This is a genomic window from Collinsella sp. AF31-11, assembly GCF_003475605.1.
Taxonomy (GTDB): domain Bacteria; phylum Actinomycetota; class Coriobacteriia; order Coriobacteriales; family Coriobacteriaceae; genus Collinsella.
In genome coordinates this window covers 146,176-172,482 of sequence record NZ_QRQS01000002.1, presented here as the reverse complement: position 1 = coordinate 172,482, position 26,307 = coordinate 146,176, and the positions used below count along the sequence as shown (strand labels likewise).

The 26,307-nt window shown below is 60.0% G+C and carries 23 protein-coding genes and 2 tRNA genes; 20 read left to right on the top strand and 5 right to left on the bottom strand.

Features of this window, described 5'->3' with window-relative positions:
• Nucleotides 1-100: 100 nt before the first annotated feature.
• Nucleotides 101-1,939, top strand: coding sequence for a translational GTPase TypA (typA, locus tag DWZ22_RS01820; protein WP_118405290.1), 1,839 nt, complete (start codon nucleotides 101-103; stop codon nucleotides 1,937-1,939).
• Nucleotides 1,940-2,068: 129 nt separating this feature from the next.
• Here typA and DWZ22_RS01815 read toward each other — a convergent pair whose 3' ends face one another.
• Both DWZ22_RS01815 and DWZ22_RS01810 read right to left on the bottom strand, forming a co-directional pair.
• The gene (locus DWZ22_RS01815) at nucleotides 2,069-3,214 is read right to left on the bottom strand and encodes a polymer-forming cytoskeletal protein (RefSeq protein ID WP_118405289.1); all 1,146 of its coding nucleotides are present in this window, start codon (nucleotides 3,212-3,214) and stop codon (nucleotides 2,069-2,071) included.
• A 106-nt stretch (nucleotides 3,215-3,320) separates the two neighbouring features.
• A complete protein-coding gene (locus tag DWZ22_RS01810) occupies nucleotides 3,321-4,010 on the bottom strand; it encodes a trimeric intracellular cation channel family protein (protein ID WP_233546422.1) in 690 nt (229 codons plus the stop codon).
• 303 nt (nucleotides 4,011-4,313) lie between these two features.
• On the opposite strand from DWZ22_RS01810, the gene DWZ22_RS01805 reads away from it, so the two are divergent.
• Nucleotides 4,314-5,321: a hypothetical protein gene (locus tag DWZ22_RS01805; RefSeq protein ID WP_118405287.1), complete on the top strand. Its 1,008-nt coding sequence runs from the start codon at nucleotides 4,314-4,316 to the stop codon at nucleotides 5,319-5,321.
• A gap of 160 nt (nucleotides 5,322-5,481) precedes the next feature.
• Here DWZ22_RS01805 and DWZ22_RS01800 read toward each other — a convergent pair.
• Nucleotides 5,482-5,572, bottom strand: a tRNA-Ser gene (locus tag DWZ22_RS01800).
• A 48-nt stretch (nucleotides 5,573-5,620) separates the two neighbouring features.
• Nucleotides 5,621-5,711, bottom strand: a tRNA-Ser gene (locus DWZ22_RS01795).
• 495 nt (nucleotides 5,712-6,206) lie between these two features.
• On the opposite strand from DWZ22_RS01795, the gene rpsF reads away from it, so the two are divergent.
• The 12 genes from rpsF to carB all read left to right on the top strand — a co-directional run bounded on the left by rpsF (nucleotide 6,207) and on the right by carB (nucleotide 20,936).
• Nucleotides 6,207-6,500, top strand: a complete 294-nt coding sequence (gene rpsF / locus DWZ22_RS01790) for a 30S ribosomal protein S6 (protein WP_006235831.1) — start codon at nucleotides 6,207-6,209, stop codon at nucleotides 6,498-6,500.
• A gap of 48 nt (nucleotides 6,501-6,548) precedes the next feature.
• Nucleotides 6,549-7,001, top strand: a complete 453-nt coding sequence (locus tag DWZ22_RS01785; RefSeq protein WP_117794619.1) for a single-stranded DNA-binding protein — start codon at nucleotides 6,549-6,551, stop codon at nucleotides 6,999-7,001.
• Between the two features lie 72 nt (nucleotides 7,002-7,073).
• Nucleotides 7,074-7,340 (top strand): 30S ribosomal protein S18, encoded by a 267-nt coding sequence (rpsR, locus tag DWZ22_RS01780; protein WP_006235829.1) that lies wholly within the window; start codon nucleotides 7,074-7,076, stop codon nucleotides 7,338-7,340.
• A 15-nt stretch (nucleotides 7,341-7,355) separates the two neighbouring features.
• Complete coding sequence (rplI, locus tag DWZ22_RS01775) at nucleotides 7,356-7,895, top strand: 50S ribosomal protein L9 (protein ID WP_089572584.1); 540 nt, start codon at nucleotides 7,356-7,358, stop codon at nucleotides 7,893-7,895.
• A gap of 218 nt (nucleotides 7,896-8,113) precedes the next feature.
• Nucleotides 8,114-9,511 (top strand): replicative DNA helicase, encoded by a 1,398-nt coding sequence (gene dnaB, locus DWZ22_RS01770; protein WP_117734797.1) that lies wholly within the window; start codon nucleotides 8,114-8,116, stop codon nucleotides 9,509-9,511.
• A 93-nt stretch (nucleotides 9,512-9,604) separates the two neighbouring features.
• The gene (locus tag DWZ22_RS01765) at nucleotides 9,605-10,891 is read left to right on the top strand and encodes an adenylosuccinate synthase (RefSeq protein WP_118405286.1); all 1,287 of its coding nucleotides are present in this window, start codon (nucleotides 9,605-9,607) and stop codon (nucleotides 10,889-10,891) included.
• Nucleotides 10,892-11,009: 118 nt separating this feature from the next.
• Nucleotides 11,010-12,314, top strand: a complete 1,305-nt coding sequence (gene purD, locus DWZ22_RS01760; RefSeq protein WP_118405285.1) for a phosphoribosylamine--glycine ligase — start codon at nucleotides 11,010-11,012, stop codon at nucleotides 12,312-12,314.
• A 21-nt stretch (nucleotides 12,315-12,335) separates the two neighbouring features.
• Entirely contained in the window at nucleotides 12,336-13,031 is a 696-nt protein-coding gene (locus tag DWZ22_RS01755; RefSeq protein ID WP_199583416.1) for an NUDIX domain-containing protein, read from the top strand.
• 184 nt (nucleotides 13,032-13,215) lie between these two features.
• Nucleotides 13,216-14,988 (top strand): ABC transporter ATP-binding protein, encoded by a 1,773-nt coding sequence (locus DWZ22_RS01750; RefSeq protein ID WP_117855493.1) that lies wholly within the window; start codon nucleotides 13,216-13,218, stop codon nucleotides 14,986-14,988.
• 19 nt (nucleotides 14,989-15,007) lie between these two features.
• On the top strand, nucleotides 15,008-15,973 hold the full coding sequence (locus DWZ22_RS01745; RefSeq protein ID WP_118405284.1) for a hypothetical protein: 966 nt from the start codon (nucleotides 15,008-15,010) through the stop codon (nucleotides 15,971-15,973).
• Nucleotides 15,974-16,180: 207 nt separating this feature from the next.
• Complete coding sequence (carA, locus tag DWZ22_RS01740) at nucleotides 16,181-17,620, top strand: glutamine-hydrolyzing carbamoyl-phosphate synthase small subunit (RefSeq protein ID WP_117840263.1); 1,440 nt, start codon at nucleotides 16,181-16,183, stop codon at nucleotides 17,618-17,620.
• Nucleotide 17,621: 1 nt separating this feature from the next.
• Complete coding sequence (gene carB / locus DWZ22_RS01735) at nucleotides 17,622-20,936, top strand: carbamoyl-phosphate synthase large subunit (RefSeq protein WP_118405283.1); 3,315 nt, start codon at nucleotides 17,622-17,624, stop codon at nucleotides 20,934-20,936.
• 217 nt (nucleotides 20,937-21,153) lie between these two features.
• On the opposite strand, the gene DWZ22_RS01730 is transcribed toward carB, so the two are convergent.
• A complete protein-coding gene (locus DWZ22_RS01730) occupies nucleotides 21,154-21,936 on the bottom strand; it encodes a GntR family transcriptional regulator (protein WP_158573286.1) in 783 nt (260 codons plus the stop codon).
• Between the two features lie 308 nt (nucleotides 21,937-22,244).
• On the opposite strand from DWZ22_RS01730, the gene DWZ22_RS01725 reads away from it, so the two are divergent.
• From DWZ22_RS01725 to DWZ22_RS01700, 6 genes are all read left to right on the top strand, one after another.
• Nucleotides 22,245-22,679, top strand: a complete 435-nt coding sequence (locus DWZ22_RS01725; RefSeq protein ID WP_089572603.1) for a PTS sugar transporter subunit IIA — start codon at nucleotides 22,245-22,247, stop codon at nucleotides 22,677-22,679.
• Nucleotides 22,680-22,758: 79 nt separating this feature from the next.
• On the top strand, nucleotides 22,759-23,247 hold the full coding sequence (locus DWZ22_RS01720; protein WP_089572604.1) for a PTS sugar transporter subunit IIB: 489 nt from the start codon (nucleotides 22,759-22,761) through the stop codon (nucleotides 23,245-23,247).
• Between the two features lie 72 nt (nucleotides 23,248-23,319).
• Nucleotides 23,320-24,177 carry a PTS sugar transporter subunit IIC gene (locus tag DWZ22_RS01715; protein ID WP_089572605.1) on the top strand — a complete coding sequence of 286 codons (858 nt, stop codon included), beginning with the start codon at nucleotides 23,320-23,322 and terminating at the stop codon, nucleotides 24,175-24,177.
• Entirely contained in the window at nucleotides 24,177-25,004 is an 828-nt protein-coding gene (locus DWZ22_RS01710; protein ID WP_117646152.1) for a PTS system mannose/fructose/sorbose family transporter subunit IID, read from the top strand. Before DWZ22_RS01715 ends, DWZ22_RS01710 begins: the two co-directional genes overlap by 1 nt.
• A gap of 195 nt (nucleotides 25,005-25,199) precedes the next feature.
• Complete coding sequence (locus tag DWZ22_RS01705; RefSeq protein WP_117646153.1) at nucleotides 25,200-25,526, top strand: hypothetical protein; 327 nt, start codon at nucleotides 25,200-25,202, stop codon at nucleotides 25,524-25,526.
• A 104-nt stretch (nucleotides 25,527-25,630) separates the two neighbouring features.
• Nucleotides 25,631-26,071 (top strand): MarR family winged helix-turn-helix transcriptional regulator, encoded by a 441-nt coding sequence (locus tag DWZ22_RS01700; protein WP_158573285.1) that lies wholly within the window; start codon nucleotides 25,631-25,633, stop codon nucleotides 26,069-26,071.
• The last annotated feature ends 236 nt before the right edge of the window (nucleotides 26,072-26,307 follow it).

The window sequence follows — 26,307 nt, the reverse complement described above, 5'->3', positions numbered from 1 at the left end:
AGTTTTCGGTAAAAGGCTCAATATTCCCGCTGAGCGTTGTATCGCTGGGCGGGCCGCATACGCGTGCCGTTTGTATATGGATAGAAGATAGGGGAACTACATGCGCGTAGACAATCTGAGGAACATCGCCATCATCGCTCACGTCGACCACGGCAAGACGACGATGGTCGACAAGCTCCTGCGTGCCACGGACGCCTTCCGTGCTAACCAGCAGGTCGAGGACCGCGTCCTGGACTCTAACGACCAGGAGCGCGAGCGCGGCATCACGATTCTCGCCAAGAACATCTCTATCGAGTACAAGGACGTTAAGATCAACGTCATCGACACCCCGGGCCACGCCGACTTCGGTGGCGAGGTCGAGCGCGTGCTGCGTATGGCCGACGGCGCCCTGCTGCTGGTCGACGCTTTTGAGGGTCCCATGCCCCAGACCCGCTTCGTGCTGCGTCACGCTATCGACACCGGCCTTAAGATCATGATCGTCATCAACAAGATCGATCGTCCGGGCGCTAACCCCGAGAGGGCCTACAACGACTGCCTCGACCTTATGGCAGACCTGGGCGCTACCGACGACCAGCTCGAGTTCGCCATGGAGCACGTTATCTACGCCAGCGGCGTCAACGGCTTTGCCCGTCATGACCCTGAGGACGGCAACATGGACATGTACCCGCTGCTCGACATGATCATCGACGACATGCCCGCGCCCGAGGTTGACGAGACCGCTCCGCTCGCCATGCAGTGCGTGACCATCGACCACTCCAACTTCGTCGGCCGTATCGGTATCGGCCGCGTGTACTCCGGCACCATCCACCAGGGCGATCAGATCTTGGTTGTTAAGAACGACGGCTCCAGCGCCACCGCTACCGTCAAGCAGCTCTTCACCTTCGACTACCTGGGCCGTACCGAGTGCCAGGAAGTCGGCGCTGGCGACATCGCCGCCGTCGTGGGCATCGACCGCACCGATATCGGCGATGTCTACACCGACCCCGAGAACCCTGTCGAGCTCGAGCCCATCGAGATCGACCCGCCGACCCTGTCCATCGTCTTCGAGGCTTCGACCTCCCCGCTCGTCGGCCGCGATGGCGACATCGTGGGCGCCCGTCAGCTCAAGGAGCGCCTGTTCAACGAGGCCGAGAACAACGTGACCATGAAGATCGAGGAGCTCGAGGACAAGAGCGGCGTCGAGGTCTCGGGCCGCGGCATCCTGCATCTGTCCGTTCTGATGGAGTCCATGCGCCGCGAGGGCTTTGAGTTCCAGGTCGGCCGTCCCCGCGTTCTGTTTAAGAAGGACGAGAACGGCAACAAGTTGGAGCCTGTCGAGCAGGCCGTCGTCGAGTGCCCGGACGAGTACTCGGGCAAGGTCGTTGAGGTCTTCGGCACCTCCGGTGGCATCATGACGAGCATGGATACCTCGGGCATCGTGACGCATCTCGAGTTCAAGATCCCGACGCGTGGCATCATGGGCCTTAAGAACCGCATCATGAACGTCACCCACGGCGAGGGCGTGTTCTATCACACCTTCCTGGAGTACGGTCCCTACGCCGGCGAGATCGGCAACCGTCAGAACGGTGCCATGATCTCCATGACCACCGAGAAGGCCGTTGCCTATGCTCTGGGTACGCTGCAGGAGCGCGGCCAGCTCTTCGTTGAGCCGGGTACCGAGTGCTACGAGGGCATGATCGTGGGCGAGCGCAGCAAGGCTGGCGACATGGTCGTCAACATCGCCCGTACCAAGAATCTGGGCAACCAGCGTTCTTCGACTTCCGATATCTCCGTCCAGCTGGTGCCGCCCCGCACCTTCTCGCTGGAGGAGGCGTTGGAGTACATCGCTGATGACGAGCTGGTTGAGATTACGCCCAAGAACATTCGCCTGCGCAAGCGTCTGCTCAACGCAACCGACCGCAAGAAGGCTGCCGTCCGCGCCGGTCAGGTCAACAAATAAGCGCTGGACTTTATAGCTTTAACGAGAAAGGGCGTCGACCGCAATGGTCGGCGCCCTTTTTTGGTGCACGGGGGTTGAGACGGCCTGCACCACCACAAAGGTGCCTGTCCCCTTTGTGGTGGTTGGTGGTTAGGCGGTGGGGAGCCCCGGCGTGTTAGCCGGCTGCTGCGGCTTGAGGTGGGCGTTGCGCCAGATGATTTGGATGACGTAGCCGAGCATAAAGACAAAGGCTACACCGCTGACAAAGTTGCCCATAAGAGGAAGTGCCGTGAGTGCGCCCGCGACGATACCGCCCACGGCGGCCATGGCGTAGCGATTCTGGTTGTGTCCGACCATACGTGCGACCGCGGTGCCCGTAAATGCCGCCGAGATCAGAGCGATGCCGATGATGCCGCACATGAGGGTGCCGGCGAGCGACAGGCCTGCAATCGAGATGATGAGCAACAGGACGGCGGGAACGACGGCGACCGTGCCCAGAAGACCGCTTACCCACAGCGGCGTGGGACGCTGATGCAGCATGCCGGCGGCGCTGGCGGTTGCGCGCGGAAAGACAAGCTCAAGCAGGATGGCGACAAAGCAGGTAGAAAGCGCCGCGGCAACGATGCCGCCGATAATGTCGTTGACCGTAGAGGTGTCCTCGTTTTCGGTTCGGTCGATCTTGAGAGCCCCGACCTGAGCGCCCTCTGCCCGCTCGGGATCCTGTGAGACGTGGGCGTTCACCGTGCCGGTGATGCGGGCGTTTTTGCCCAGGATGAGCTTGTCGGCCCAGACCTCAACATCGCCATCGACGGTGCCGTCAATGGTAACGGTGTCGCCGGCGAGCGCCGCCGATTTGGCAGAGCCACGCAGGGCGACCGTCTCACCCGCTGCGTAAAAACAGTTGGCAGTACTGCCGGTGTTGAGGACGACGTGCTGGCCGGCCACCGTGACGCTGCCATCGATTGCGGTTTTGGCGATATCGATGGTACGCGCCGCCAGGCGAACGGCGCCGCCTACGGTGCAGTCGCGAATCGACAGGCTCTCGCCCGCCGCGATAATATCGCGGCCGATGGGGGCATCGTCTAGGTTGAAGCTTTGACCGGCCCAGTACAGATCGCCCTCGATACCCGACGGAGTTGAGTCAACTTCGGTCGCGAGCACGTTTCCCGCGGTGTCGGTGCTGGCGAACGATGCCGCGGGGAGTGCGGTGAGCGCGAGCGCAATCAGCGCGAATAGAATAGCGATGTGACTCCGCGCTTTGCGGCGCCGGGTTGACGGTACTTGGTTGTAGGGCATAGTGAATCCTTCGTTAGATACTCGACAGGTATCTAACAGGGTACCCAATGCGCAAGCGCTCTAAAAGAACCTGCCGGTTGCATTTCGAAGGTCTGGGCCGTGCTACCTACTTTTTACGGTGCAAAAAGCGTGCGATGTCGTCTTCGGTGGGGCTTTTGATGTCAAAGCGCAGCGATAGCCAACGCAGCCCCATGGTCACGATGACGCATACGACCAGCGCCGCGACATTGCTCATGAGCCCGCTCATGACGAGGCTTACATAACTTGCCGATCCGGCGATGGCCGCGATGGCATAAAAGTTAGTGCGTTGGAAAATGCCCGGCACCACGCCCATAAAGCCGTCGCGCAGCATGCCGCCGCCCACTGCGGTGAAGAAGCCCATCATGATGCATACGGCGGGCGCAAAGCCGTAGACCAGCGCCTTGTCCGCGCCGGTGGCCGCATAAATGCCGACCGAGATGATGTCGAGCAGGGGAATGAGCTTGTCGGGCTTATCGACGATTGCCGGGAAGATATAGATGATGGCCGCCGTGGCGATGGAGAGCGGTAACGCCATTGGTTGGTTGAGGATATACACGTTGCCGACCTGGAGCGTCATATCGCGCAAGAGACCGCCGCCCAGACCGCAGACCACCGCGAGCGCGACCGCGCCCACCAGATCGAGCTTGTGCTCGCGCGCGACCAGCACGCCCGAGATCGATGCCGCGACAACGGCGAACATCTCGAGCCAAAATGGGATAGCGACCATGGCATCCGAAGCATGTGAAGTAATGGTCATAGCGGCGGCGACGGGCAAGATGGGTCCTTTGAGTTGTAGGTTTGAACAATGCCCGTACATAGTACATGGTTGACGGCGATTGAGACCTTATTGCTCGGCAAACGGTAGGGACTGGGCGCGGGCGTGGCATTGCTGGAATGTCAGGGGTCCAAAACATGTACGTCACCCTCCAAAAACGACATTTTTCGGCATCTTTGGAGGCTGACGTACATGTTTGGATTGGGCCCACAGCATGAATGAGTTGATTTACTCACATCCGGTATATTTCCCCACTTCAACGGACATAAGAGTTGGATACCGGCTCAGAGCGAGAGGCCCTCAATGGACACCCCTGTTCTCATTTCGCATAAAACCGCATGGCTTGTCCATCATGCACCCCAGAATTTGGTTCAGTCTCTTGCGCGGCACGACTACCAGATAGGCGCACAAGGCATTTCCACCCAGCAACGTGTTGCGCGCATACGACAGGCCCTTACCGACTGCGGCATTCCGTCCGATATGCTCAAGACTATCGATATCTCGGTTGTATTCGAATTCGAGCGAATTCGTACCAAAGGCGTCGTTTGCCACATTCTTGGACAAAATCTTCCCTACGAGCATATTAACGAGTTGACGCCCGGAATCTTCATCACCGACGAAGCCTTCACCTTCGTGCTCGCTGCCGAGTGGATGGATAGGATCGAATATCTCGAATATGGCTATGAAGTTTGCGGCGATTATCGCATGAGGCTCAATCCCGCCGACCCTTATACCGAGCAACCAGCCACCACCTCCAAGGATGAAATAATCGAACTGCTCGATCGGCATCCCGGCAAACCCGGTGCCACACGTGCACGGCTCGCGCTCAGGCACATCTACGATCGCTCTGCCTCGCCTATGGAGACCGCTTCGGCAATCGCCCTCTCACTCCCAACAAGCGAAGGCGGCGTTGGCATCCGAGGTATCGAACTCAACAAACCGCTCGAGATCCCTCAACGTCTCTGGCATTGCGCCAAAGCTCGAACACTCAAAATCGATGCGCTCGTTACCTACAAGCGCAGGGAGCTCGGTATCGAATATAAGGGCGGCTTTCACGATGAGTTCGAGCGCAAAGGAGCAGATGCGGAGCGAGAGGCCGTTCTCTCCCAAATGGGATATCGAATCGTTACGCTCACTTCGGCTCAGTTCGGCAGTCAGCTCGCCTTTCACCGCGCCATGAACAACATTCGCGAAGCACTCGGCATGCCTCGCTGTACCGACACCGGGCACCAGCGAGAGCAAAACGAACTACGCAAGGCGCTTATCCGCAACTGGAAAGGCATGCGAGACGAAGAGGCGCCTTCCGAATAGTGCCACTCCCGTGAGCTCAATCCAAACGTGTACGTCAGCCTTCAAAGATGTCGAAAAATGTCGGTTTTGGAGGGTGACGTACATGTTTGGGGAAGCGTGGGATCGAGACGTATTTCGATAACAAAAAAGCTCCCATTGTTGGGAGCTTTCTCAACCAAAATGGCGGAGGAGGAGGGATTCGAACCCTCGTGACCTTATACAGGCCAAACGGTTTTCGAGACCGCCGCATTCAACCACTCTGCCACCCCTCCGCGTGGGGTAAAAACAAAGCAGGCTCGAAGGCCTGCTTTGGAATTAACTGGCGGAGAGTCAGGGATTTGAACCCTGGAGACGCTTTTGACGCCTACACGATTTCCAATCGTGCTCCTTCGGCCACTCGGACAACTCTCCGTTAAATGCGAAAGTTAGTATACACGAGGAATCGTAAGGTGCAAGCCGAAAACTTAGCATTTTTTGATCCGCAGTGTCTTGCGCTATGCCTAAAACGTGCGGCACATGCAGCCTGACCAGCTAAATCATGCGAAGCGAATTGTTCAAAAAAGGACTTTATAGACCACGAGCAAACGAATTTAAATTCTTTTTGGCGATCAATTGGACCACTGGTATGCATTTCGCGACCACAGCGTTGTGCCCGTTGACCTGCGGCTTGGTGCGACTTGTCCCCACGGCGCCGTATCTTGTCCACAGTTCCGTCAAGCATTTGGTCAGCATTTGGTTGGAAGACGCATGAAGTGCCGTGCGAGTATGGGCATATGTGGAGGTCATGAGGTTGTAGCTGCATATTCTTGCAGCCTAGGAGGTTGAAAGATATTATTACCAAGTCTTTTCCTGCTTCAGGCGCACCTTCACGACCTGAAGCCACATTTGCCCAGAGGAGGTGACAATATGAAGGCTTATGAACTGCTGTTCTTTGTTGACCCGTCGCTCGACCCCGAGACTCGTCTCGCTGTTATGAAGCGTATCGATACCACGATCGCTGAGGGCGCTGGCAAGGTCGACTCCGTTGACGAGTGGGGCAAGCGCAAGCTCGCCTACGAGATCAACGACCTCACCGATGGTGACTACACCCTCATCAACTTCCACGCAGATCCTACCCAGATTGCCGAGCTTGATCGCGTTCTGCGCATCACCGACGCTGTGGTCCGCCACATGATCGTCCGTCGCGACGACCAGGAGTAAGACTGTCGTTTTGGACTGGGCTTGTGCCCCAAGAGGAAGTAGTGAGTTATGAGCATCAATCGAGTGAACATCACCGGTAACCTCACCCGCGATCCCGAGCTGCGCGCCACCGCCGGCGGAACCCAGGTTCTGTCCTTTGGCGTCGCTGTGAACGATCGTCGCCGCAACGCGCAGACTGGCGAGTGGGAGGACTATCCCAACTTTGTCGACTGCACTATGTTCGGCACCCGCGCCGAGGCCGTGAGCCGTTTCCTGGCAAAGGGAAACAAGGTCGCGATCGAGGGCAAGCTGCGCTACAGCTCTTGGGAGCGCGACGGCCAGCGCCGGAGCAAGCTTGAGGTCATCGTCGATGAGATCGAGTTTATGAGCTCCCGTGGTGGCCAGGGTGGTTACGATCAGGGCGGTTACGCCCCCGCAGCTCCCGCGCCCATAGCACGTCCTGCCGCACCGGTGGCTACGCCGCCCGCGGTCGACGTCTACGATGAGGACATCCCGTTCTAAGGGTTGTTCACCTATTTTTGAGTGAGAGGCGGCTTCGGTTCGCCGAAGTTGCCAAACGAAAGGTATTTTGACATGGCTAATGATTTTTCTGCACGTCAGCCGCGTCGTAAGTACTGCCAGTTCTGCAAGGAGAACACTGAGTTCATCGACTATAAGGACACTCAGCTTCTCCGTAAGTACATGACCGACCGTGGCAAGATCAAGCCCCGTCGCGTCACTGGCGCTTGCACGCAGCATCAGCATGACATCGCCAACGCCATCAAGCGCGCCCGCGAGATGGCTCTCCTGCCGTACACCGTCCCCGTGGTTTCCTCTCGTGGCAACCGCGACCGCGGCTAAGAAGGGAGACGCATCATGAAGGTTATTCTTCTCGATGAGATCAAGGGCAAGGGCGGCGAGGGTGACGTCGTAGAGGTCGCCCAGGGTTACGCTGAGAACTTCCTGTTCCCCAAGAAGCTCGCTGTTGCCGCTACCAAGGGCAACCTCAAGCAGCTCGACGAGCGTCGCAACAACATCGCTAAGCGCGAGGCCGTCCGTCTGGCTACCGCCAACGAGACCAAGGCTGCCCTCGAGGGCAAGCAGGTCACCGTTGACGTCAAGGTCGGCGACGAGGGTATCCTCTTTGGCTCCGTTACCGCCGCTATGATCGCTGACGCCATCAAGGCTCAGCTCGGTATGGACATCGACCGCAAGCGCGTCGAGCTCGGTAAGCCCATCAAGGTTGCCGGTGCCCACACCGTTGCCATCTCGCTGTACCGCGAGATCAAGGCCGAGGTTGTCGTTCTCGTCGGCGTTACCGCCGAGGAGCTCGCTGCCGAGGCTGAGGTCGAGGAGGCCGCTGAGGTCGCCGAGGCCGAGACCGCCGAGGTCGAGACTGAGGCTGCTGCCGAGTAGCATTTGCTGCAACGCAACAATCTTGTTCTAAGAAGGGCGCTCTGGGAAACCGGGGCGCCCTTTTGTTTTTTGCGCTGAGTGAGTGTCATGGTGAACGTTGCGTCGAAGTCCTATATACGGGACCGTTCATCCGTTTCGTTCGGTGATGATTAGCGGCGCGTGGCGCGTTTTGGGACCGTGGCTGATACTATGGATGCTCGCAAGCGATATGAATGAGGATGCTCATGGCATATGACGAAAGGGAGACCGGGCTGACGGTTGAGGACCGCGGCTCAAAGTTGGGTCTTCCCCAAAACCAAGATGCAGAGGCCAATGTACTGGCCGCCATGCTGCTATCGCCCGAGGTGGTCGAGGAGGCCCAGGTCGAGCTGCAGCCCGATGACTTCTACCGGCCCATTCATAAGACCATCTATACCGCGATGGTCGATATGTACAACAGCCGCATTCCCATCGACTCCATCTCGCTGATCGATTACCTGCGAAGCATCAACAAGCTCGATGCCGTGGGCGGCGAGGCCTACATTTTGGAGCTGATGGGCCAGACTCTGTCGCTCGTGAACTGGCAGCACCATGCCGCCATCGTCCGTCGCGACTCGATGCTGCGCGAGCTGATCGGCGCCACCAACGAGATCAACGCGCTGGCCTATAACGCCCCTACCGACACCAAGGAGGTCGTGGAGCTGGCCGAGAGCAAGCTGCTCAAGGTCACGGCGCGCGAGGTCAAGTCGAGCTACAAGACGTTGACCGAGTTTATGGTCGAGGCCTATAACGAGGCCGAGGAAGTGTGCCAGGCCGGTGGCCAGGCTGCGGGCGTGCCCACGGGTTTCCCGTCGCTCGACCGCATGCTCATGGGTTTTCGCGAGGGTCAGCTCATCATTATCGGTGCCCGTCCTGCTGTAGGTAAGACGTCGTTCGCCCTGAATCTGGCGCTCAACGCTGCCGCCGCTGGTTATACCGTCGGCTTCTTCTCGCTGGAGATGTCGGGCAAGGAAATTGCCCAGCGTCTGATCTGCGCCTACGCCATGATCTCGATCAGTGACTTTCGCATGGGCCGCATTAGCCCCGAGCAGTGGGCCAATATCAACGAGGCCACGCAGACCTTGTCTAAGCTCGATATTCTGATTGACGATACGCCCGGCACCACAGTGACCGAGATTCGCGCCAAGAGCCGCCGCATGCTCCACAACAAGGAGAAGGCCATCATCATCCTGGACTACCTGCAGCTGGTGAGTCCTCCGCCGGGACGTCGCTCCGAGAGCCGTACCGTCGAGGTCTCCGAGATGTCGCGTGGTCTGAAGATCATGGCCAAGGAGCTCAAGATCCCGCTCATCGCGCTGTCGCAGCTCTCGCGTCAGGTCGAATCCCGTACCGGCAAGCGCCCGCAGCTTTCCGACCTTCGTGAATCGGGCTCCATCGAGCAAGACGCCGATATCGTTATGTTCTTGGACCGCTCCGCCGACGAGGCCGAAGCCTCACGCGACGATCGACCCGACGAGGGCGTTACGCGTATCGTCGTGGCCAAGAACCGTTCGGGCCCGATCGGCGACGTCGACCTGATGTTCCTGCCGGCATCCACCAAGTTCTATGAGCTTGATGGGGCACATGCCGAGGAGTAGGACAGGCGCCCGTTGCACGGGTATACTGGGAATGTTTTGTGCTTCTGCGTGCCGACGCGGCGCGTAGACAGTCCATGAATGTAAGGAGTAAACATGCCGTCAACCGTTTTGGTCGGTGCCCAGTGGGGCGATGAGGGCAAGGGTAAGATTTGCGACCTGGTCGCCGGCGACTTCGATGCCGTCGTGCGCTACTCGGGCGGCAACAACGCCGGCCACACCATCGTCGTCAACGGCAAGAAGTACGGCCTGCACCAGGTGCCCTCCGGCATCATGTATTCCGACCACGTGTCGGTAATCGGTAACGGCTGCGTCGTTAACCCCAAGGTTGTCCTTGAGGAGATCGACATGTTCGAGGCCGACGGCATCACCACCAAGAACCTCAAGATTAGCGGCAACGCGCATGTCATCATGCCGTACCACATCGATCTGGATGGCGCCTTTGAGCAGAAGCTCGGCAAGAAGAACATCGGTACCACCAAGCGCGGTATCGGTCCGTGCTATCAGGACAAGATGGCCCGCATCGGTCTGCGCATGCAGGACATGCTGGACGAGGCACTGTTCCGCGACAAGCTGGAGACCGCTCTCGCCCGCGTGAACCCTGAGCTCGAGCTCATCTACAACCTGCCCACCTACACCGTGGACCAGATTTGCGACGAGTACCTGCCGATGGCCGAGCGCCTGCGTCCCTACATCACCGAGACGAGCCTGCTACTCAACAACATGATCGATGAGGGTAAGGACCTGCTGTTTGAGGGCGCCCAGGCGACGCTGCTCGACATCGACCACGGCACCTATCCGTACGTGACGTCTTCCAACTGCACCGCCGGCGGCGCCATCACCGGTTCCGGCGTGGGCATGAAGAATGTCGACCGCGTGCTGGGCGTCATGAAGGCCTATATCACCCGCGTCGGTTCGGGCCCCATGCCCACCGAGCTTTCCTATGAGTCCGAGGCCGGTCACACGCTGACCGAGGAGGGCTATGAATACGGCGTGACCACCGGTCGCCGTCGTCGCTGCGGCTGGTTCGACGGCCCCATCGCCAACTACGCCTCGCGCGTCAACGGCCTCACCGATATCGCCCTGACCAAGCTCGACGTGCTTTCGGCCTTCGACACCATCAGGGTGTGCGTCGCCTACGACGCCGCCGGCGAGCGCTATACGAGCGTGCCCGAGCATCAGGTGCGCTTTGAGCATGCCAAGCCCATCTACGAGGAGCTCCCTGGCTGGAAGTGCGACATCACCGGCTGCCGCAGCTTTGACGAGCTGCCGCAGGAGGCCCAGGACTACGTGGCGTTTATCGAGGATCTGGCACACACCCGCGTGACGTTTGTTGGCGTTGGCGCTGGTCGCGAGCAGATCATCAACCGATTCTGGAAGTAATCGGGACCATTTGGTTATTGCGATATACCCCTTTGCAGCCCAAGTGGGCGGCCGAGGGGTATATTTGCTTGCAAAGGGCTCGCGCGGAGCGGGCCATTCATCCATAGAGGAGGCACCCTTGAAGGCGGACACTCAAACCATCGACATCCTGTTGTTGGGCAGCGGCGGCCGCGAGCATGCTTTGGCAGCAAAGCTCGCAGCATCACCGCGCGCCGGCAAGCTCTACATTGCGCCGGGTAACGGCGGCACCGCGAGCTGCGGCGAGAACGTTGTTCTCGACGACTGCGATCCTGCGGCCGTGGCGGCGTTTGCTCAGAGCCACGGATGCGGACTCGTGGTAATTGGCCCCGAGGCTCCGCTCGTGGCGGCCGTGGCCGACGCCGTGCGCGCGGCGGGTATTCCGTGCTTTGGCCCGGGTGCCGAGGGCGCCCAGATGGAGGGCTCCAAGCTGTTCTCCAAGCAGCTCATGGAGCGCGCCGGTATCCCGACGGCAGCCTACGGCTCGTTTACCGACGAGGCTTCGGCTCTCGCCTACGTGCGCGAGCAGGGCGCCCCGCTGGTCGTCAAGGCCGACGGCCTTGCCGCGGGCAAGGGCGTTATCGTGGCGACCGAACTTGAGCAGGCCGAGGAGGCCGTGCGCGAGTGCTTTGGCGGCACCTTTGGCGATGCCGGCAACACCGTGGTTATCGAGGAGATGCTCGTTGGTCCCGAGTGCTCACTGCTCGCCTTTACCGACGGCAAGACCGTGCGCCCCATGGCCACCTCGCAGGACCACAAGCGCGCCCTCGAGGGCGACAAGGGACCCAACACCGGCGGCATGGGCGTCTACAGCCCGGTGCCCATCGTGACCGACGAGGAGCACGCCACCATGGTGGCGGTCATGGAGCAGACCGTTGCCGAGCTTGCTGCCGAGGGCATCGACTACCGCGGCTGCCTGTATGGCGGCTTTATGCTCACGCCTGCCGGCCCCAAGGTGCTGGAGTTCAATGCCCGCTTTGGCGACCCCGAGACGCAGGTCGTGCTGCCGCGCCTTAAGAACGACCTGGTTGAGGTCATGCTCGCCTGCGCCAACTGCGAGCTCGATCAGATTGAGCTCGACTGGCGTGACGAGTGGGCCGTGGCCGTTGTCCTGACGAGCGCGGGCTATCCCGGCAGCTACGAGAAGGGCAAGGTCATCACTGGTATTGAGGATGCCGAGGCCATGGAGAACGTGACCGTGTACCACGCGGGCACCGCCGTGGTGGATGGCCAGCTCGTGACCAACGGCGGCCGCGTGCTTGCCGTAACCGCTCTGGGTGACACGTTCGAGAACGCTCGCAACCTTGCCTACGAGGCCTGCGAGAAGATTGATTTTGAAGGCAAGACCCTGCGCCACGACATCGGCCTGCGCGCGCTGCGCGGCCGCGACGCCTGGGATGCCTAAAATCCGAGAGGAATGAGACGGATGGACGAGAAGAACGAAGAGCTCGTGGATGCGCAGATCGTTGAAGAGGGCAGCCGCATGTATGGGCACGCCGAGGGCGAGCCTGGCGGCGAGGTCGCTGACGAGCCGGCGCTGGTGCTGGGCGACGACGACCCGCACGATGCCGAGCTGCACGAGAAGATTCTTTCGGAGGAGTGCGCCTGGAAGGGCAAGATCCTCGACGTCCACCGTCTTGAGGTTGAGCTGCCCAACGGTCGCCGCAGCGCCCGCGATATCGTTCGCCATCCGGGTGCGGCGGCCGTTGTAGCGCTGACCGAGAGCGGCAAGATCGTACTGGTGCGTCAGTACCGCACCGCTATCGACCGCGTGACGCTCGAGATTCCCGCCGGCAAGCTCGATCCAGGCGAGGACCCGCTCGATTGCGCCAAACGCGAGCTGCATGAGGAGACGGGCTTTAGGGCTGATCGCATTCGCTTTTTGACGTCGATTGTCACGTCCTGCGGTTTTTGCGACGAGATCATTCACATCTACTTGGCTACCAAGTTGGAGTTTGATGCGCCCAACCCCGACGATGACGAGTTTGTCAACGTTGACCTGGTGCCGCTGCACGAGCTGATCGACGCCGTGCTCGACGGCAAGATCGAAGACGCCAAGACCGTCGTTGGCGCCTTGGCCTGCGACAGCATCGCGCATCGCCTTGGGGGTGCGGAGCTTTAACGAGCGGGGATGATCCCGCAGGTTTGTGTAAGTCAGCGAAAGTGCTCCATTTGAGACAAGGTGGCCCAAAAGAGGAGGGAAGCGTATGGATATACGCGACCGACGATTGAAGGCCAGATTGTCCAAATGGAGCACTTGCAGCGTCGAGACGAAACGCGGTTTGGTAAAACCGCGTAAGGTGATTATGCTGAAGAGGTTTCTTTCTTACTACAGGCCCCAGATGGGGCTTTTTGTTGCTGATACTGTTTGTGCTCTGGTGCTTGCCGCCATTGACCTTGCGTTTCCTATTATTCTGCGCAATTTGACCGGTGGGCTGTTTACCCAGGGTCATGCTGCCATTATGCAGGCGCTCGGTATGATCGCGGTAGGTTTGGTGCTGATGTATGTCATCCGCTGCGCCTGCCGCTATTTTGTGAGCTATTGGGGTCACGTGATGGGTGCGCGCATGGAGTCCAAGATGCGCGAGGACCTGTTCGACCAGTATGAGCGCTTTAGCTTTGCGTACTTCGACCGTAACAGCTCGGGCGACATGATGAGCCGCGTGGTCAACGACCTGTTCGATATCTGCGAGGCGGCGCACCACGTGCCCGAGTGGATCATCATCTGCGGCATCGAGATTATCGGCTCGTTTGTGATCCTCTTTACCATCGCCCCGGTGCTGGCGCTTGCCATGGCTGCGGTGACAGCAGCGTTTTCGGTCATCATGTTTTGGCAGAACATGCGCATGCGCGAGGTCTTTAGCGACAACCGCAAAAAGATCAGCGGCATCAATGCGCAGCTGCAGGATTCGCTGGCGGGCATGCGCGTGGTCAAGAGCTTTGCCAATGAGGAGACCGAGCGCTTCAAGTTCCGCGCCTCCAACAATCGCTATCTTTCGTCCAAGGAGAACATGTATCACGCCATGGGCGTCTATACCGCGACGTATGGCCTGCTCTCGGGTGTGCTCTATGTGATCGTGGTGCTGCTGGGCGGCTGGCTGGTCGCCCAGGGACAGCTGCAGGCGGTCGATATGGCGACCTTTGCACTCTATATTTCGCTGTTCTGCACGCCGCTCGAGACACTCGTCAATTCGGCCGAAACGTATCAGAAGGCCATCGCCGGCTTTAAGCGCATGGACGAGGTGCTCTCGACCGCGCCGGATATCCAGGACAAGCCGGGCGCTACGGATCTGCAGGTGACTGCCGGCGCCGTGGAGTATCACGACGTGTGCTTTAACTACGAGGACGTTGAGCTGGGCGAGGGCGATGCCGAAGAGCGTCCCGTTATCGACCATATGAACCTGTCCATCAAGCCCGGGCAGACCATCGCTTTGGTTGGCCCTTCGGGCGGTGGCAAGTCCACGACCTGTTCGCTGCTGCCGCGCTTTTATGACGTGGCTGCCGGATCCATTAGCATCGACGGTCAGGATGTACGCGATGTGACGCAGCAGAGCCTGCGCCGCGCTATCGGCCTGGTGCAGCAGGATGTCTACCTGTTTGACGGAACAATCGGCGAGAACATCGCCTACGGCAAGCCGGGCGCCACGGCAGAAGAGATCGCCGGAGCCGCCCGTCGCGCCAACATCGATGCCTTTATCGAGTCGCTTCCGCAGGGCTATGACACCGTGGTGGGCGAGCGCGGCAGCCGTCTTTCGGGCGGACAGAAGCAACGCGTCGCCATCGCGCGCGTGTTTCTCAAGAATCCCAAAATCTTGATCTTGGACGAGGCGACGAGTGCTTTGGATAACGAGAGCGAGGAGGCGGTGCAGGAGTCACTCGAGGAGCTGGCACGCGGCCGTACCACAATCATCATCGCCCACCGTCTTTCGACCATTAAACATGCCGATGAGATTGCGACCGTTGAGCATGGTCGCGTTGTGGAGCGTGGCACGCACGAGGAGCTTCTCGCCCGTGGCGGCACCTATGCCCGTTACTATCGAATGCAGTTCGAAGGTGCGCGTGCGCACGAGCTCGACTGATTGATATGACAGGAAGTTTATGGCTGACAAGAACCCTTTGACTCCGGAAGAAGTGACGGAGTTATTCTCCGAAATCGATGCATCCGGCGTCTTGGATCCCACGCTTGCCAAAAAGCGAACCGAGCGCATGCGTGAGAAGGAGGCTGCGGCCAAGCGCGGTGACAAAGCGGCGCTAGCGCAGCTGCGCAGCGAGGACCGCGCGAGCCAGGCAAAACATATCGACCCGCTGTCCGAGGACGATCCTTCGGGCTCGCAGGTGAGCCATACCATTACGAAGACCGCGGTGGCCGTAGTCATTGGTATTTTGGTGCTGATCGTGGGCATGCAGATCGGCTACGGCGTGATGCGCCGTCTGAATACCGCCAACCTGTCCGAGAGCGTTTCGGTGGATACCGTCTCGACCGCGCTCAAGGGTGGACTCGAATGGGGCAACGGCTTTACGCAGTTCCCGCTCGATTTTTCTGTCGACGAGGCCGATGAGCGTACGGGCACGGTTGAGGTGACGGTGTTGGACACGTCGTCTGCCAATGAGCTCGAGCTGCTGTCCAACGGGCAGATCCAGGCCGCGGCGCTTGCGACCAACGCCCTGCTCAACGACAAGATTGACCGCGTGGTGTATAACGTTCACGCCTATATCGACGAGGATAGCAACATTCAGCACGATTCCTTTTTTGGCATGTTCCCCGCGCGGGGTCATCAGAGCGCCATTTTGACGTTTGTGTGGACCAAGAGCTCATCCAACGCCACGAGCATCGACTGGAAGATGCGCATCGTAAGCATGGACGACACCATTGCCGAGCGCATTCAAAAACAGGTGAACTCGGTTTCGTCGCTGATCGAGGACCCGGTGGTGAGCCAGACCAAGATTGACGAGGAAAAGGCCGAACGTGACCTGGAGCATCGTCTGCATGGCCGCGAGATTTTCCGCGGCGGCAAGCCCGATCGCTCACCGTCCGATCTGCTGGAACAGGACAAGAAAAAGTAAGACGCCATCATCCCGCGTGAGCCACAAGCCCTGCGGGATGATTTTTCTGGGACGGGGATTAAATAATCATTATGCATAGAAAGTCATAATTATCATTTCGTAAACAATTTGATGAAATTAACGCCATGAGGCATGCTTGCGGTTACAATACCGCGAGGCCTAACTACACACCTTTAAGCCGGTCCTGTGAGACCGGGAAGGAGAATTATGGCGAACAACCATACCGCGGGCGCTGCCGCCCGCACCTTCGCGCCCAGCGAGCTTTGCCAGCATATGCTGGCCAAAACCAGCAAGGGCACCTGCGGTCCCTGTATCCTGTATCTTGAGGATGGGACCATTTTTTATGGACGTGCATGCGGCGCCGAGGGCACCGCGACCGGCGAAGTCTGCTTCAACACCTCGCTCGAGGGCTACTTTGAGGTCATGACCGACCCGAGTTATGCCGGCCAAATTGTAACCATGACCTATCCGCAGATCGGCAATTACGGTATCGACGAGACCGATGTCCAGTCGGCCTTCCCTGGCGACGCCGTGCGCCCTGCGAGCGCTCCGGCTATGCGCGGCATGATCGTTCGCGACATGTGCGCCACGCCTTCTAACTGGCGCTCGGCCGTCAGCGTGCCGGAGTACCTGCGCGCTCACGGCATCGTCGCTATCGAGGGTGTCGACACCCGCGCTCTGGTGCGCCATCTGCGCGACAATGGTTCCAAAATGGGCATTATCTCGACCGAGATCTTCGACGTCGACGAGCTTGCCGAGCGTCTGGCCGCAGCGCCCACGCTGGTAGGCGAGAACCTGGTCAAGACCGTAAGTTGCCCCGCGCCTCACGAGTTTGTGGCCGCCGACCTGCCTGCCACGCATGACTTTGCGCTTGCGGTTGCCGCTCCTGCCCGTCAGAAAGTGGTCGCCTACGACTGCGGTGTGAAGCGCGGCATTCTGGAGGGGCTGGTCCGCGCCGGCTGCGACCTTACCGTCGTGCCGTGGGATACTCCCGCCCAGCAGGTGCTCGAGATGAATCCCGATGGCGTCTTTTTGTCCAACGGCCCCGGCGACCCCGACGCCGTGGTGGAGACCTACGAGCAGGTGCAGCAGCTGATCGGCAAGGTGCCGGTCTTTGGTATTTGCCTAGGTCACCAGATGATCAGCTTGGCCTGCGGCGCCCAAATGGAAAAGCTTAAATTCGGTCACCGTGGCGGTAACCAGCCGGTTATGAATCTGGTGAGCCGTCGCGTGGAGATCACCGCGCAAAACCACGGCTTTGGCCTGCTGTTCCCCAGTCTGGGCAAACTGATTCCGGAGCTTTCCGGCGGCGAAACCGAGCATGCGGCCGATGGCGACCTGCGCGCCTGGGTGCGCCGCGGTATCGCGCCGGTCGTGATGAACGAGCGCTTTGGCCGCATTCGTCTGACACATGTGAACCTCAACGACGGCACCGCCGAGGGCATCCAGCTGCTCGACGCCCCGTGCTTCTCGGTCCAATACCACCCCGAGGCTTCGCCCGGCCCCACCGATGCCCACTATCTCTTTACCGCCTTTACGCGACTCATGGACGGCGAGGAGAACTACCTGGACATCGACACCGCGAAGGACCGCCTCGCCGGCTGGAATTTCGCCGAGTCCGAGAACGCTGCGACCGAGGAGAACTAACATGCCGAAACGTACCGACATCAAGCGCATCCTCGTTATTGGTTCGGGCCCCATCGTTATTGGCCAGGCCTGCGAGTTCGACTACTCCGGCGCCCAGGCCTGCAAGGTGCTCAAGGAGGATGGCTTTGAGGTCATCCTGGTCAACTCCAACCCGGCGACCATCATGACCGACCCGGGCTTGGCCGACCGCACCTATGTCGAGCCCATCACCGCCGAGTTTATCGAGCGCGTAATCAAGAAAGAGCATCCGGACGCGCTGCTGCCCACGCTGGGTGGCCAGACCGGTCTGAACGCCGCCGTCGAGCTGGCGAAAGACGGCACGCTGGACAAGTACGGCGTCGAGATGATCGGCTGCGACCTGGCCGCTATCGAGCGCGGCGAGGACCGCAAGCTCTTTAACGAGGCCATGGCCGAGATCGGCCTGGAGGTCGCGCGCTCGGGCTATGCCTACAGCGTGGCCGACGCCGAGGCTATCGCCGAGCGCGTGGGCTATCCCTGCGTGCTGCGTCCGAGCTTTACCCTCGGCGGCGCCGGCGGCGGCATCGCGCACACCCACGAGGAGCTCGTCTCCATCGTGAGCCAGGGCCTTGAGCTCTCGCCTGCCCATGAGGTGCTGGTCGAGGAGTCCATCGAGGGTTGGAAAGAGTATGAGATGGAGGTCATGCGCGACCACGCCGGCAACGGCATCATCGTGTGCTCCATCGAGAATCTCGACCCCATGGGCGTGCACACCGGCGACTCCATCACCGTGGCGCCGGCGCAGACCCTCTCCGACCTGGAGTATCAGCGCATGCGTGTCGCCTCGCTCGCCATCTTGGAGAAGATCGGCGTCGAGACCGGCGGCTCCAACGTGCAGTTTGCCGTGAACCCCCAGACCGGCCGCCTGATCGTCATCGAGATGAACCCGCGCGTGAGCCGTTCGTCCGCGCTGGCCTCCAAGGCCACGGGTTTCCCCATCGCCAAGGCCGCCGCTCGCCTGGCCGTGGGCTACACGCTCGACGAGATCGTCAACGACATCACCAAGGCCACGCCCGCCTGCTTTGAGCCCACGATCGACTACTGCGTGGTCAAGGTGCCGCGCTTTGCCTTTGAGAAGTTCAAGGGCACCGACCCCACGCTCACCACGCGCATGAAGGCCGTGGGCGAGATTATGGCGATCGGCCGCACCTTTGAGGAGGCCTTCGGCAAGGCCATGCGCTCACTGGAGGACGGGCATCAGGGCATTTGTGCCGGTGGCAAGGAAGGTGCCGAGAAGCTGAGCGACGATGAGCTCGCTCAGGCCGTGGCAACCCCGACCGAGCATCGCATCTTCTTTGTGGTCGAGGCCCTGCGCCGCAGCTGGGACGTTGCGCGTATCCATGCCATTTGCGGCATCGACCCGTGGTATCTCAACCGCATCAACGACATGGTGCAGGTCCAGGAGAGCATCCGCGGCCTGCGTGTGGAGGATATCGACGCCGACGCGATGCGCCTGCTCAAGCAGTACGGCACGAGCGACGCCGAGATTGCCGCGCTGACCGGCTCGGACGAGCGCTTTGTGCGCGCCTATCGCAAGGGTCTGGGCGTGGTTCCCAGCATGAAGACGGTCGATACCTGCGCTGCGGAGTTTTCGAGCGCCACGGAGTACCACTACAAGACGTACGAGAACATCTACCGCACGAGCCCGGATGCCAAGAAGTGCGTGGCTCCCGACGAGACCACGCCGGCGGACAAGCCCAAGGCGATGATCCTGGGCGCCGGCCCCAACCGCATTGGCCAAGGTATCGAGTTCGATTACTGCTGCGTGCACGCGAGCTACGCACTGGCGGCTCGCGGCTTCGAGACCATCATGGTCAACTGCAACCCCGAGACCGTTTCGACTGACTACGACACCTCGGACCGCTTGTACTTTGAGCCGCTCACCTACGAGGACGTCATGGACGTTATCGATGTTGAGCGCCCCGACGGCGTCGTGGTGACGCTCGGCGGCCAGACTCCGCTTAAGCTGGCGCGCATGCTCGAGGAGAGCGGCGTGAACATCATGGGCACCAAGCCCGATGCCATCGACTTTGCCGAGGACCGCGAGCGCTTTGCCGCCCTGCTCGACAAGCTGGGCATTATGTATCCGCCGGCGGGCCAGGCAACCTCGTTTGAGGAGGCCGAGGCCGTGGCCGCGCATATTGGCTACCCGCTGCTGGTGCGTCCGAGCTACGTGCTGGGCGGCCGCGGCATGATGATCGCCTACGATGCCGAGCATCTGCGCGATTACATGGCCGAGGCTGCGCGCATTAGCCCCGACTACCCGGTGTACCTCGACCGCTTCCTGGAGGGTGCGATTGAGTCCGATGTCGATGCCCTGTGCGACGGCGAAGAGGTCTACATCGGCGGCATCCTGGAGCATATTGAGGAGGCCGGTATTCACTCCGGCGACTCTGCGACCTGCATTCCGCCGTTTAGCTTTAGCGAGAGCCTGCAGGCGAAGCTCCGCGAGACCACGCGCCGCATCGCGATGGCGCTGGGCGTACGCGGCCTGGTCAACGTGCAGTATGCCATCAAGGGTGAGACCGTCTACGTGATCGAGGCCAACCCGCGTGCCAGCCGTACCGTGCCGTTTATCTCCAAGGCCACCGGCGTGCCGCTGGCCAAGTGCGCGGCGCGTATCATGGCGGGCGATTCCATCGCGAGCTTGGGCCTGCCGAGCGATGAGCGTCAGCTGGACTGGTTCTGCATGAAGGAAGCCGTTGTGCCCTGGGGCCGTTTCCCGGGCGCCGACGTCATCCTGGGGCCCGAGATGAAGTCGACGGGCGAGGTCATGGGTATCGCCAAGAGCTATCCCGAGGCATACGCCAAGACGCAGCTGGCGATCGACTACAAGCTGCCCGACCCGAGTTGCGGCAAGGTGTTCATTAGCGTGTGCGACCGCGACAAGCGCCATATCCTTTCGGTCGCCCGTATCCTGCGCTATCTGGGCTTTGACATCTGCTCTACCGAGGGTACGGCGCGCGTGCTGCGTGGAGGCAACGTGACGTGCGAGATCGTGGAGAAGATTAGCGGCCCGCACGACGGCGAGCGCCCCAACATCGGCGACCTCATCGCCGATGGCAAGATCGCGGTGATCATCAACACGCCGTACGGTCCTGGCTCGCGCGGCGACGGCTATCTGCTGCGCACCGAGGCAGTGCGACGCGGTGTGACCTGCGTGACCGCGATGTCTGCCGCCAACACGTACGTGAGTGCCATCGAGGCGGTGCGTGAGGACCAGCAGGGTCACGGCAGCGCCAACGACATGGGCATGGACGTCATCGCCCTGCAGGACCTGCCGCAGCACACGGTGTAGGTTGAGCTGGCCGGTCGGGGCGGGGGGCTGAGTTTCCCCCTTCGCTCCGGCTGCAAGCAGAGTCGCTCAGTGAGAAACTCAGCCCCCTCCGCCCCGGCCTACGGTGACTCGGTTGCACCGTGTGCTGCCGAAGGGGCTTTGTGCGATGACTAGGGCTGAATAGAAAATGAGTGTGGGCGCCGTCGTTCGTTTGAACGACGGCGCCCATGTTTTGGATTTATTGGGCTGTGGCGGTGAAGGTTGTTTTGTCGGCGGCGATGTGCACGTGCAGCTTTGCCTGACCGTCGCAGCTGATGAGCACGCCTACCTCGAACGGGGTTCCCGTCTTGTCGTAGGTCGAACGCACGATGCGCATCGCCGCCTTACCGGTGTTCTGTCCCAAAAGACGCGCCTCATGCTTGTCGAGGTTGACCGTCTCGTAGACGGCATCGACGCTTGCGGGCAGGATGCCGGTCTTTTCCGCGATGTAGGCGTAGAGCGAGCCATCCACGTCTTTGCGCGTGAGCTCGGGGCAAAGTGACACGGGGATATAGACGTAGTTGAGCTCCATGGGTTTGTCGTTGGCGAGACGCAGGCGGCGAATCTCCCAGACGGGTGTCCCTTCGGGCACTTTGAGCCCGGAGGCGATGCCGCGGACGGCCGGTATGCTTGAAAAGGCGAGAATCTGCGAGCTCGGAACCCGCCCCGCTTCGCGCATCCGCGCGCTGAAATTCAGGGCCAGGTCGATGCCGGGTGCTGAAGTTTGGGGCTTGATGAACGTGCCCTGGCCGCGCTTGCGCACCACGCGCCCCTCGATGACGAGATCTTGGAAGCAACGGCGCACGGTCGCGCGCGATAACTCCAGCCGCTCACAGATTTCGAGCTCGCGTGGCAGCGGCGTCTTGGTGTCGAACGCCTGGTTGGCGATAAGCAGAGCGATTCGATGTTTAAGCTGGACATAGAGCGGCGTATCACCGCTGCGGTCGAAGGGTTCGGAGGCGAGAAACGAGATCATATCCATGGGGTACCTCCATGTCGTGGGCGTACGTGACATGGTCTGACACTGCGGGGCAAACCGGAGATGCCAGGCCCGATTCTTGCTGGTATGTATGGTGCATAAGGAACATAAAACATTTATCAGGCAATCTACCTGCTATTTTAAAAATAATTAGAAGAAAAAATAATTTAGGCACAAAAATAGTTGCTACTGTTAACCGATGAATAGTTGCCGTTCGCAACTATTTTCTTGTACCGAACATGCCCCGGCGCAACAATAATCTCAGCAAAAAGCAAAGCCGTGCGACACACGGCAGGTCGAGAGGAGACCGCATGCGGTATCTGGTAATGGTCAGTCACGGAACGCTCGCTCCCGGACTGCACAGTGTCCTCAAGATGCTCGGCAATGACGCCCCGAACATCTTGTCGACGAGTCTCGTGGACGGCATGGGCGCTGACGAGTATGTCGAGAACGTCAAGGCGATGCTCGCTCCCGTTACCGCCGATGACGAGGTTGTCCTGCTTGGTGACATCCTGGGCGGATCGCCGCTCACCAATGCCATGAACACGCTGGCCGAGAAGGGTTTGCTCGCCCACACCATTGCCTTCGGCGGTATGAATCTGCCCATGGCTATGACCGCCATGATGGGGCTTGCCACCATGGACCTGGATTCCCTCAAGCAGATGATGCTGCAGGAGGGCAAGAACGGTATGTCCGAGCTCGTTGTCCCGACCGATGACGCCGACGACGAGGACGACGACATCTAGGCAGCGCATCCGCCCAAATTTTCGTGATGGAGCGGGGGTTAAGAGGAAAGACCCCCGGTGATAAAGAAAGGGAGAACGCATGATTTCGTTCATCCGTATTGATGACCGTATGATCCATGGACAGACCGTTACCCGTTGGGCCCTCGAGTATCCCTGCGACGGTCTTATCGCCGTCAACGACGCTGCAGCGTCCAACCCCGTGCTCAAGGAGGCCTACAAGAGTGCCTCGGGCAAGAAGACGTTCGTGTGGACCAAGGAGCACTTCAAGGAGGTCTCCGAGAAGGTTCTCAAGTCCGACACCAAGTACTTCCTGATCACCAAGAACCCGCTCGACATGAAGGAACTTCTCGTCGATTTTGGCTTTAAGCCCGGCATGGACCGCATCATCGTCGGTCCCTGCAACGATCGTCCCGGCACCACCAAGCTTGGCAACAACCAGTCGATCACGCAGGAAGAGGCCCAGGCGCTCGAGGATCTCACCAACGCCGGCTACACGGTCGAGTTCGCCCTTATCAAGGAGAAGTCCATCGGTGAGTGGCCCAAGTTCCGCGGTCAGTTTGGCTTCTAGTTAGGTGCCAGCCGCATTTTGGTATCTACAGCCCTTGGTGAAAGGGGCTGAGGAATAAAGAAAGGGGAAAGCATGGCAATCAATGCATTCCAAGCCGCGCTGTTCGGCCTGTTCGCCTGCCTGGCATCACTGCCTGGCATGGGCGGCACGACGATCGGCAACTACACTCTGGGTCGTCCTCTGGTCGCCGGCCTCATCGTCGGCATCATCATGGGCGATATGCAGACGGGTATCCTCGTCGGCGCTGCCATCCAGGTTGTCTACATCGCTCTCGTGACCCCCGGCGGAACCGTCTCCGCCGACGTCCGCGCCGTGTCCTATATCGGCATCCCGCTGGCGATCCTCGCCATCAAGAACTCGGGCATCGATCCCGCCTCCGCTGAGGCTGCCGGCATGGCCGCATCCCTCGGTGCCGCCGTCGGCACGCTCGGCACTGTGCTCTTCTATGGCACCGCCACCATCAACCTGGTGTGGCAGGGCATGGGCTGGAAGTGGCTCGAGAAGGGCGATCTCCACAAGCTCTACCTGGTCAACAACGTTCTGCCTTGGATCGGTCACATCGTCTGCTCGTTCCTCCCGACGTTCATCATCACCATGGGCGGCACCGCCATGGTCGACCTCATGAAGACCTACATGCCCATGGACGGCATCGCGATGAAGACGCTGTTTACCGTCGGCTCGCTGCTGCCTACCGTCGGTATCGCCATCCTACTCAAGCAGGTCATCTCTAAGCCCACGGACTTCCTGACGTTCTTCTTCGGCTTCACCCTGTCCGCTGTTATGGGCTGCAACCTGATCGCCGCTGCCGGCATCGGCTGCTTCTTCGCCCTGATCAACTATGAGATCGCTTCGCTCAAGATCGACCTCGCAAACGCTCCCAAGGCAGCTATCGCCTCGGGCTCAGATGATGAGGAAGAGGAGGACATCTAATGGCAGAGAAGAAAAAGCTCTCTAAGAAAACGCTTGCCAAGTCGTTCCGTAACTGGTCCTATGGCAACCTGACCTGCTTCTCGCAGGAGCACATGCAGACCTTCGGTTACCTGTGCGCCATGCTTCCGATTGTCGAGGAGCTCTACGACACGCCCGAGGAGCAGAAGCAGGCCCTCCAGACCTACTCCGCGTTCTTCAACACCGAGCCGCAGATCGGCACCATGATTGTCGGCGTCACCGCCGGCCTCGAGGAGGCTCGCGCAAACGGCGAGGCCATCGACGACGACGCCATCAACGGCATCCGCGCCGGCCTCATGGGCCCGCTCGCCGGCCTTGGCGACTCGCTGATCGTCGGTACCCTGATCCCGATCCTGCTCGGTATTGCCCTCGGTCTCTCGACCGGCGGCTCCCCGCTCGGCGCCATCTTCTATATTGTCGTGTGGAACCTGCTCATGTTCCTTGGCATGCGCTTTGCCTACAACCAGGGCTATGAGCTCGGCGGCAAGGCGGTCGAGGCCCTCGTCGGCCCCAAGGCCAAGGCTCTGCGTGATTCCATCGTGATGGTCGGTACCATGGTCATCGGTGCAGTCGGTGCTACCTGGGTCTCCATCACCTGCAGCCCCAACCTGGTGCTGCCCGGTGGCGGTAAGTTCCAGGACACGCTCGATGGCATCTATCCGCACCTGCTGCCGATGATCTTCATCATCTTCTGCTGGTACATGATGACCAAGAAGAAGGTCAACCCCATCGTTATGATGCTGATCCTCGTTGTGATCGCATTTGTGGGCGTTCTCATTGGCTTCTTCGACCCGGCACTGAGCTACTAGTCATCATCCCCTGGCCCCCTGTAAGGCCGTGCGGCCTCAACCGCACGGCCTTCTGATTTTGCGCCGCCCTTCAAGGGCAATATGGCCAGCGACCTCCATCGCCTACACGACACCCGCTATATTGCTCTTGAAAGATGACGTATTCGACAAACGATGCACTTGCGCATGATGCACACTTTGCACGAGGAGGACCATATGCACGAGAAACATGGACACGACCTTTCGCGCGACGACTTGATTCGCGAGGCAAAGATGCAGACCGATGCTATTCAGCGGCTCAATGTTTGGCTGCGCCTGGGCTATTCGCTCGTGGCGATTGGCTTTTTGATGGGGATGTGGGGTATGCAGGGCGGCCCCGGCTGGGGTGTCCCCGTGGGCATCGTGTGCCTGGTGGTGGGCACTCCGCTTTCGATCGTGCTTAAGGTCGGCACGACCAACGCCAAAAAGAATGTCGAGCGCATGCTCGAGGCCGCTGGTGTCGACGTTGAGGAGCTTATGCGACGCAAGAAGGACGAGCAATAGACTTCCGCGTTGGGGTATCATAAATAATTGTTGCGAATGTTAACTAATGTACGGCAAATGACGGTTTTATGGCCCTTCTAGAGTTGCAAAGGACAATATCCCCAGTGGATTACGATGACGTCGCTCGAAAACTGATTGTGTACTCACGTTCCCTTGCCAAGGGATCCTTGAGTGCTGCCGGCGGCGCCAGTGTGGGCGAGGCACCGGTTTTACAGTATCTATCGGGTATTGACGGTGATGTCATTCCCTCCGAGATTGCCAAGAAGCTGAAATTCTCCCGTGCGCGCATGTCGCATATCTTGGATTCACTCGAGAGTAAGGGTTACGTTCAGCGCAGGACTGATCCAAACGATCGTCGGCGTGTGCTGGCGAGCATTACCGAGGAAGGCCGTGATTTCGCGGCGAAAAAAAATGCCGAGAGTGTGGCATCGCTCTCGAAACAACTCTCAGCGCTCGGCGAGCACGATGCCCAGGAGCTCGTGCGCATCCTGAATAAAGCTTACAGCCTTACCTATGATGCCGACGACTACCTGGACAATCTATAAGGATAAAGACAGACATTTAGGTGCATCTTGAAATGCACCCGGGACAGTTGTGCCCATCAGCCACCGTCAACATCTCATTCCAAACCAAATCAGCCAACGTACGTCATGGCAATCCCCGGTAGGTTGCAGGATGGCGGCTGAGCCTTTCCCTCGGGAAACTTCGCGAAGCCCAGTTCCCGAGGGAAAGGTATGGTCTGTGTAATACCAGACAAACAGTACATTTTTGCTAGATTGGT

Coding starts and splice junctions, on each gene's coding strand:
- typA (WP_118405290.1), top strand. CDS start 101: ATGCGCGTAGACAATCTGAGGAACATCGCCATCATCGCTCACGTCGAC.
- DWZ22_RS01815 (WP_118405289.1), bottom strand. CDS start 3,214: ATGCCCTACAACCAAGTACCGTCAACCCGGCGCCGCAAAGCGCGGAGT.
- DWZ22_RS01805 (WP_118405287.1), top strand. CDS start 4,314: ATGGACACCCCTGTTCTCATTTCGCATAAAACCGCATGGCTTGTCCAT.
- rpsF (WP_006235831.1), top strand. CDS start 6,207: ATGAAGGCTTATGAACTGCTGTTCTTTGTTGACCCGTCGCTCGACCCC.
- DWZ22_RS01785 (WP_117794619.1), top strand. CDS start 6,549: ATGAGCATCAATCGAGTGAACATCACCGGTAACCTCACCCGCGATCCC.
- rpsR (WP_006235829.1), top strand. CDS start 7,074: ATGGCTAATGATTTTTCTGCACGTCAGCCGCGTCGTAAGTACTGCCAG.
- rplI (WP_089572584.1), top strand. CDS start 7,356: ATGAAGGTTATTCTTCTCGATGAGATCAAGGGCAAGGGCGGCGAGGGT.
- dnaB (WP_117734797.1), top strand. CDS start 8,114: ATGCTCATGGCATATGACGAAAGGGAGACCGGGCTGACGGTTGAGGAC.
- DWZ22_RS01765 (WP_118405286.1), top strand. CDS start 9,605: ATGCCGTCAACCGTTTTGGTCGGTGCCCAGTGGGGCGATGAGGGCAAG.
- DWZ22_RS01755 (WP_199583416.1), top strand. CDS start 12,336: ATGGACGAGAAGAACGAAGAGCTCGTGGATGCGCAGATCGTTGAAGAG.
- DWZ22_RS01750 (WP_117855493.1), top strand. CDS start 13,216: ATGCTGAAGAGGTTTCTTTCTTACTACAGGCCCCAGATGGGGCTTTTT.
- DWZ22_RS01745 (WP_118405284.1), top strand. CDS start 15,008: ATGGCTGACAAGAACCCTTTGACTCCGGAAGAAGTGACGGAGTTATTC.
- carA (WP_117840263.1), top strand. CDS start 16,181: ATGGCGAACAACCATACCGCGGGCGCTGCCGCCCGCACCTTCGCGCCC.
- carB (WP_118405283.1), top strand. CDS start 17,622: ATGCCGAAACGTACCGACATCAAGCGCATCCTCGTTATTGGTTCGGGC.
- DWZ22_RS01730 (WP_158573286.1), bottom strand. CDS start 21,936: ATGGATATGATCTCGTTTCTCGCCTCCGAACCCTTCGACCGCAGCGGT.
- DWZ22_RS01725 (WP_089572603.1), top strand. CDS start 22,245: ATGCGGTATCTGGTAATGGTCAGTCACGGAACGCTCGCTCCCGGACTG.
- DWZ22_RS01720 (WP_089572604.1), top strand. CDS start 22,759: ATGATTTCGTTCATCCGTATTGATGACCGTATGATCCATGGACAGACC.
- DWZ22_RS01715 (WP_089572605.1), top strand. CDS start 23,320: ATGGCAATCAATGCATTCCAAGCCGCGCTGTTCGGCCTGTTCGCCTGC.
- DWZ22_RS01710 (WP_117646152.1), top strand. CDS start 24,177: ATGGCAGAGAAGAAAAAGCTCTCTAAGAAAACGCTTGCCAAGTCGTTC.
- DWZ22_RS01705 (WP_117646153.1), top strand. CDS start 25,200: ATGCACGAGAAACATGGACACGACCTTTCGCGCGACGACTTGATTCGC.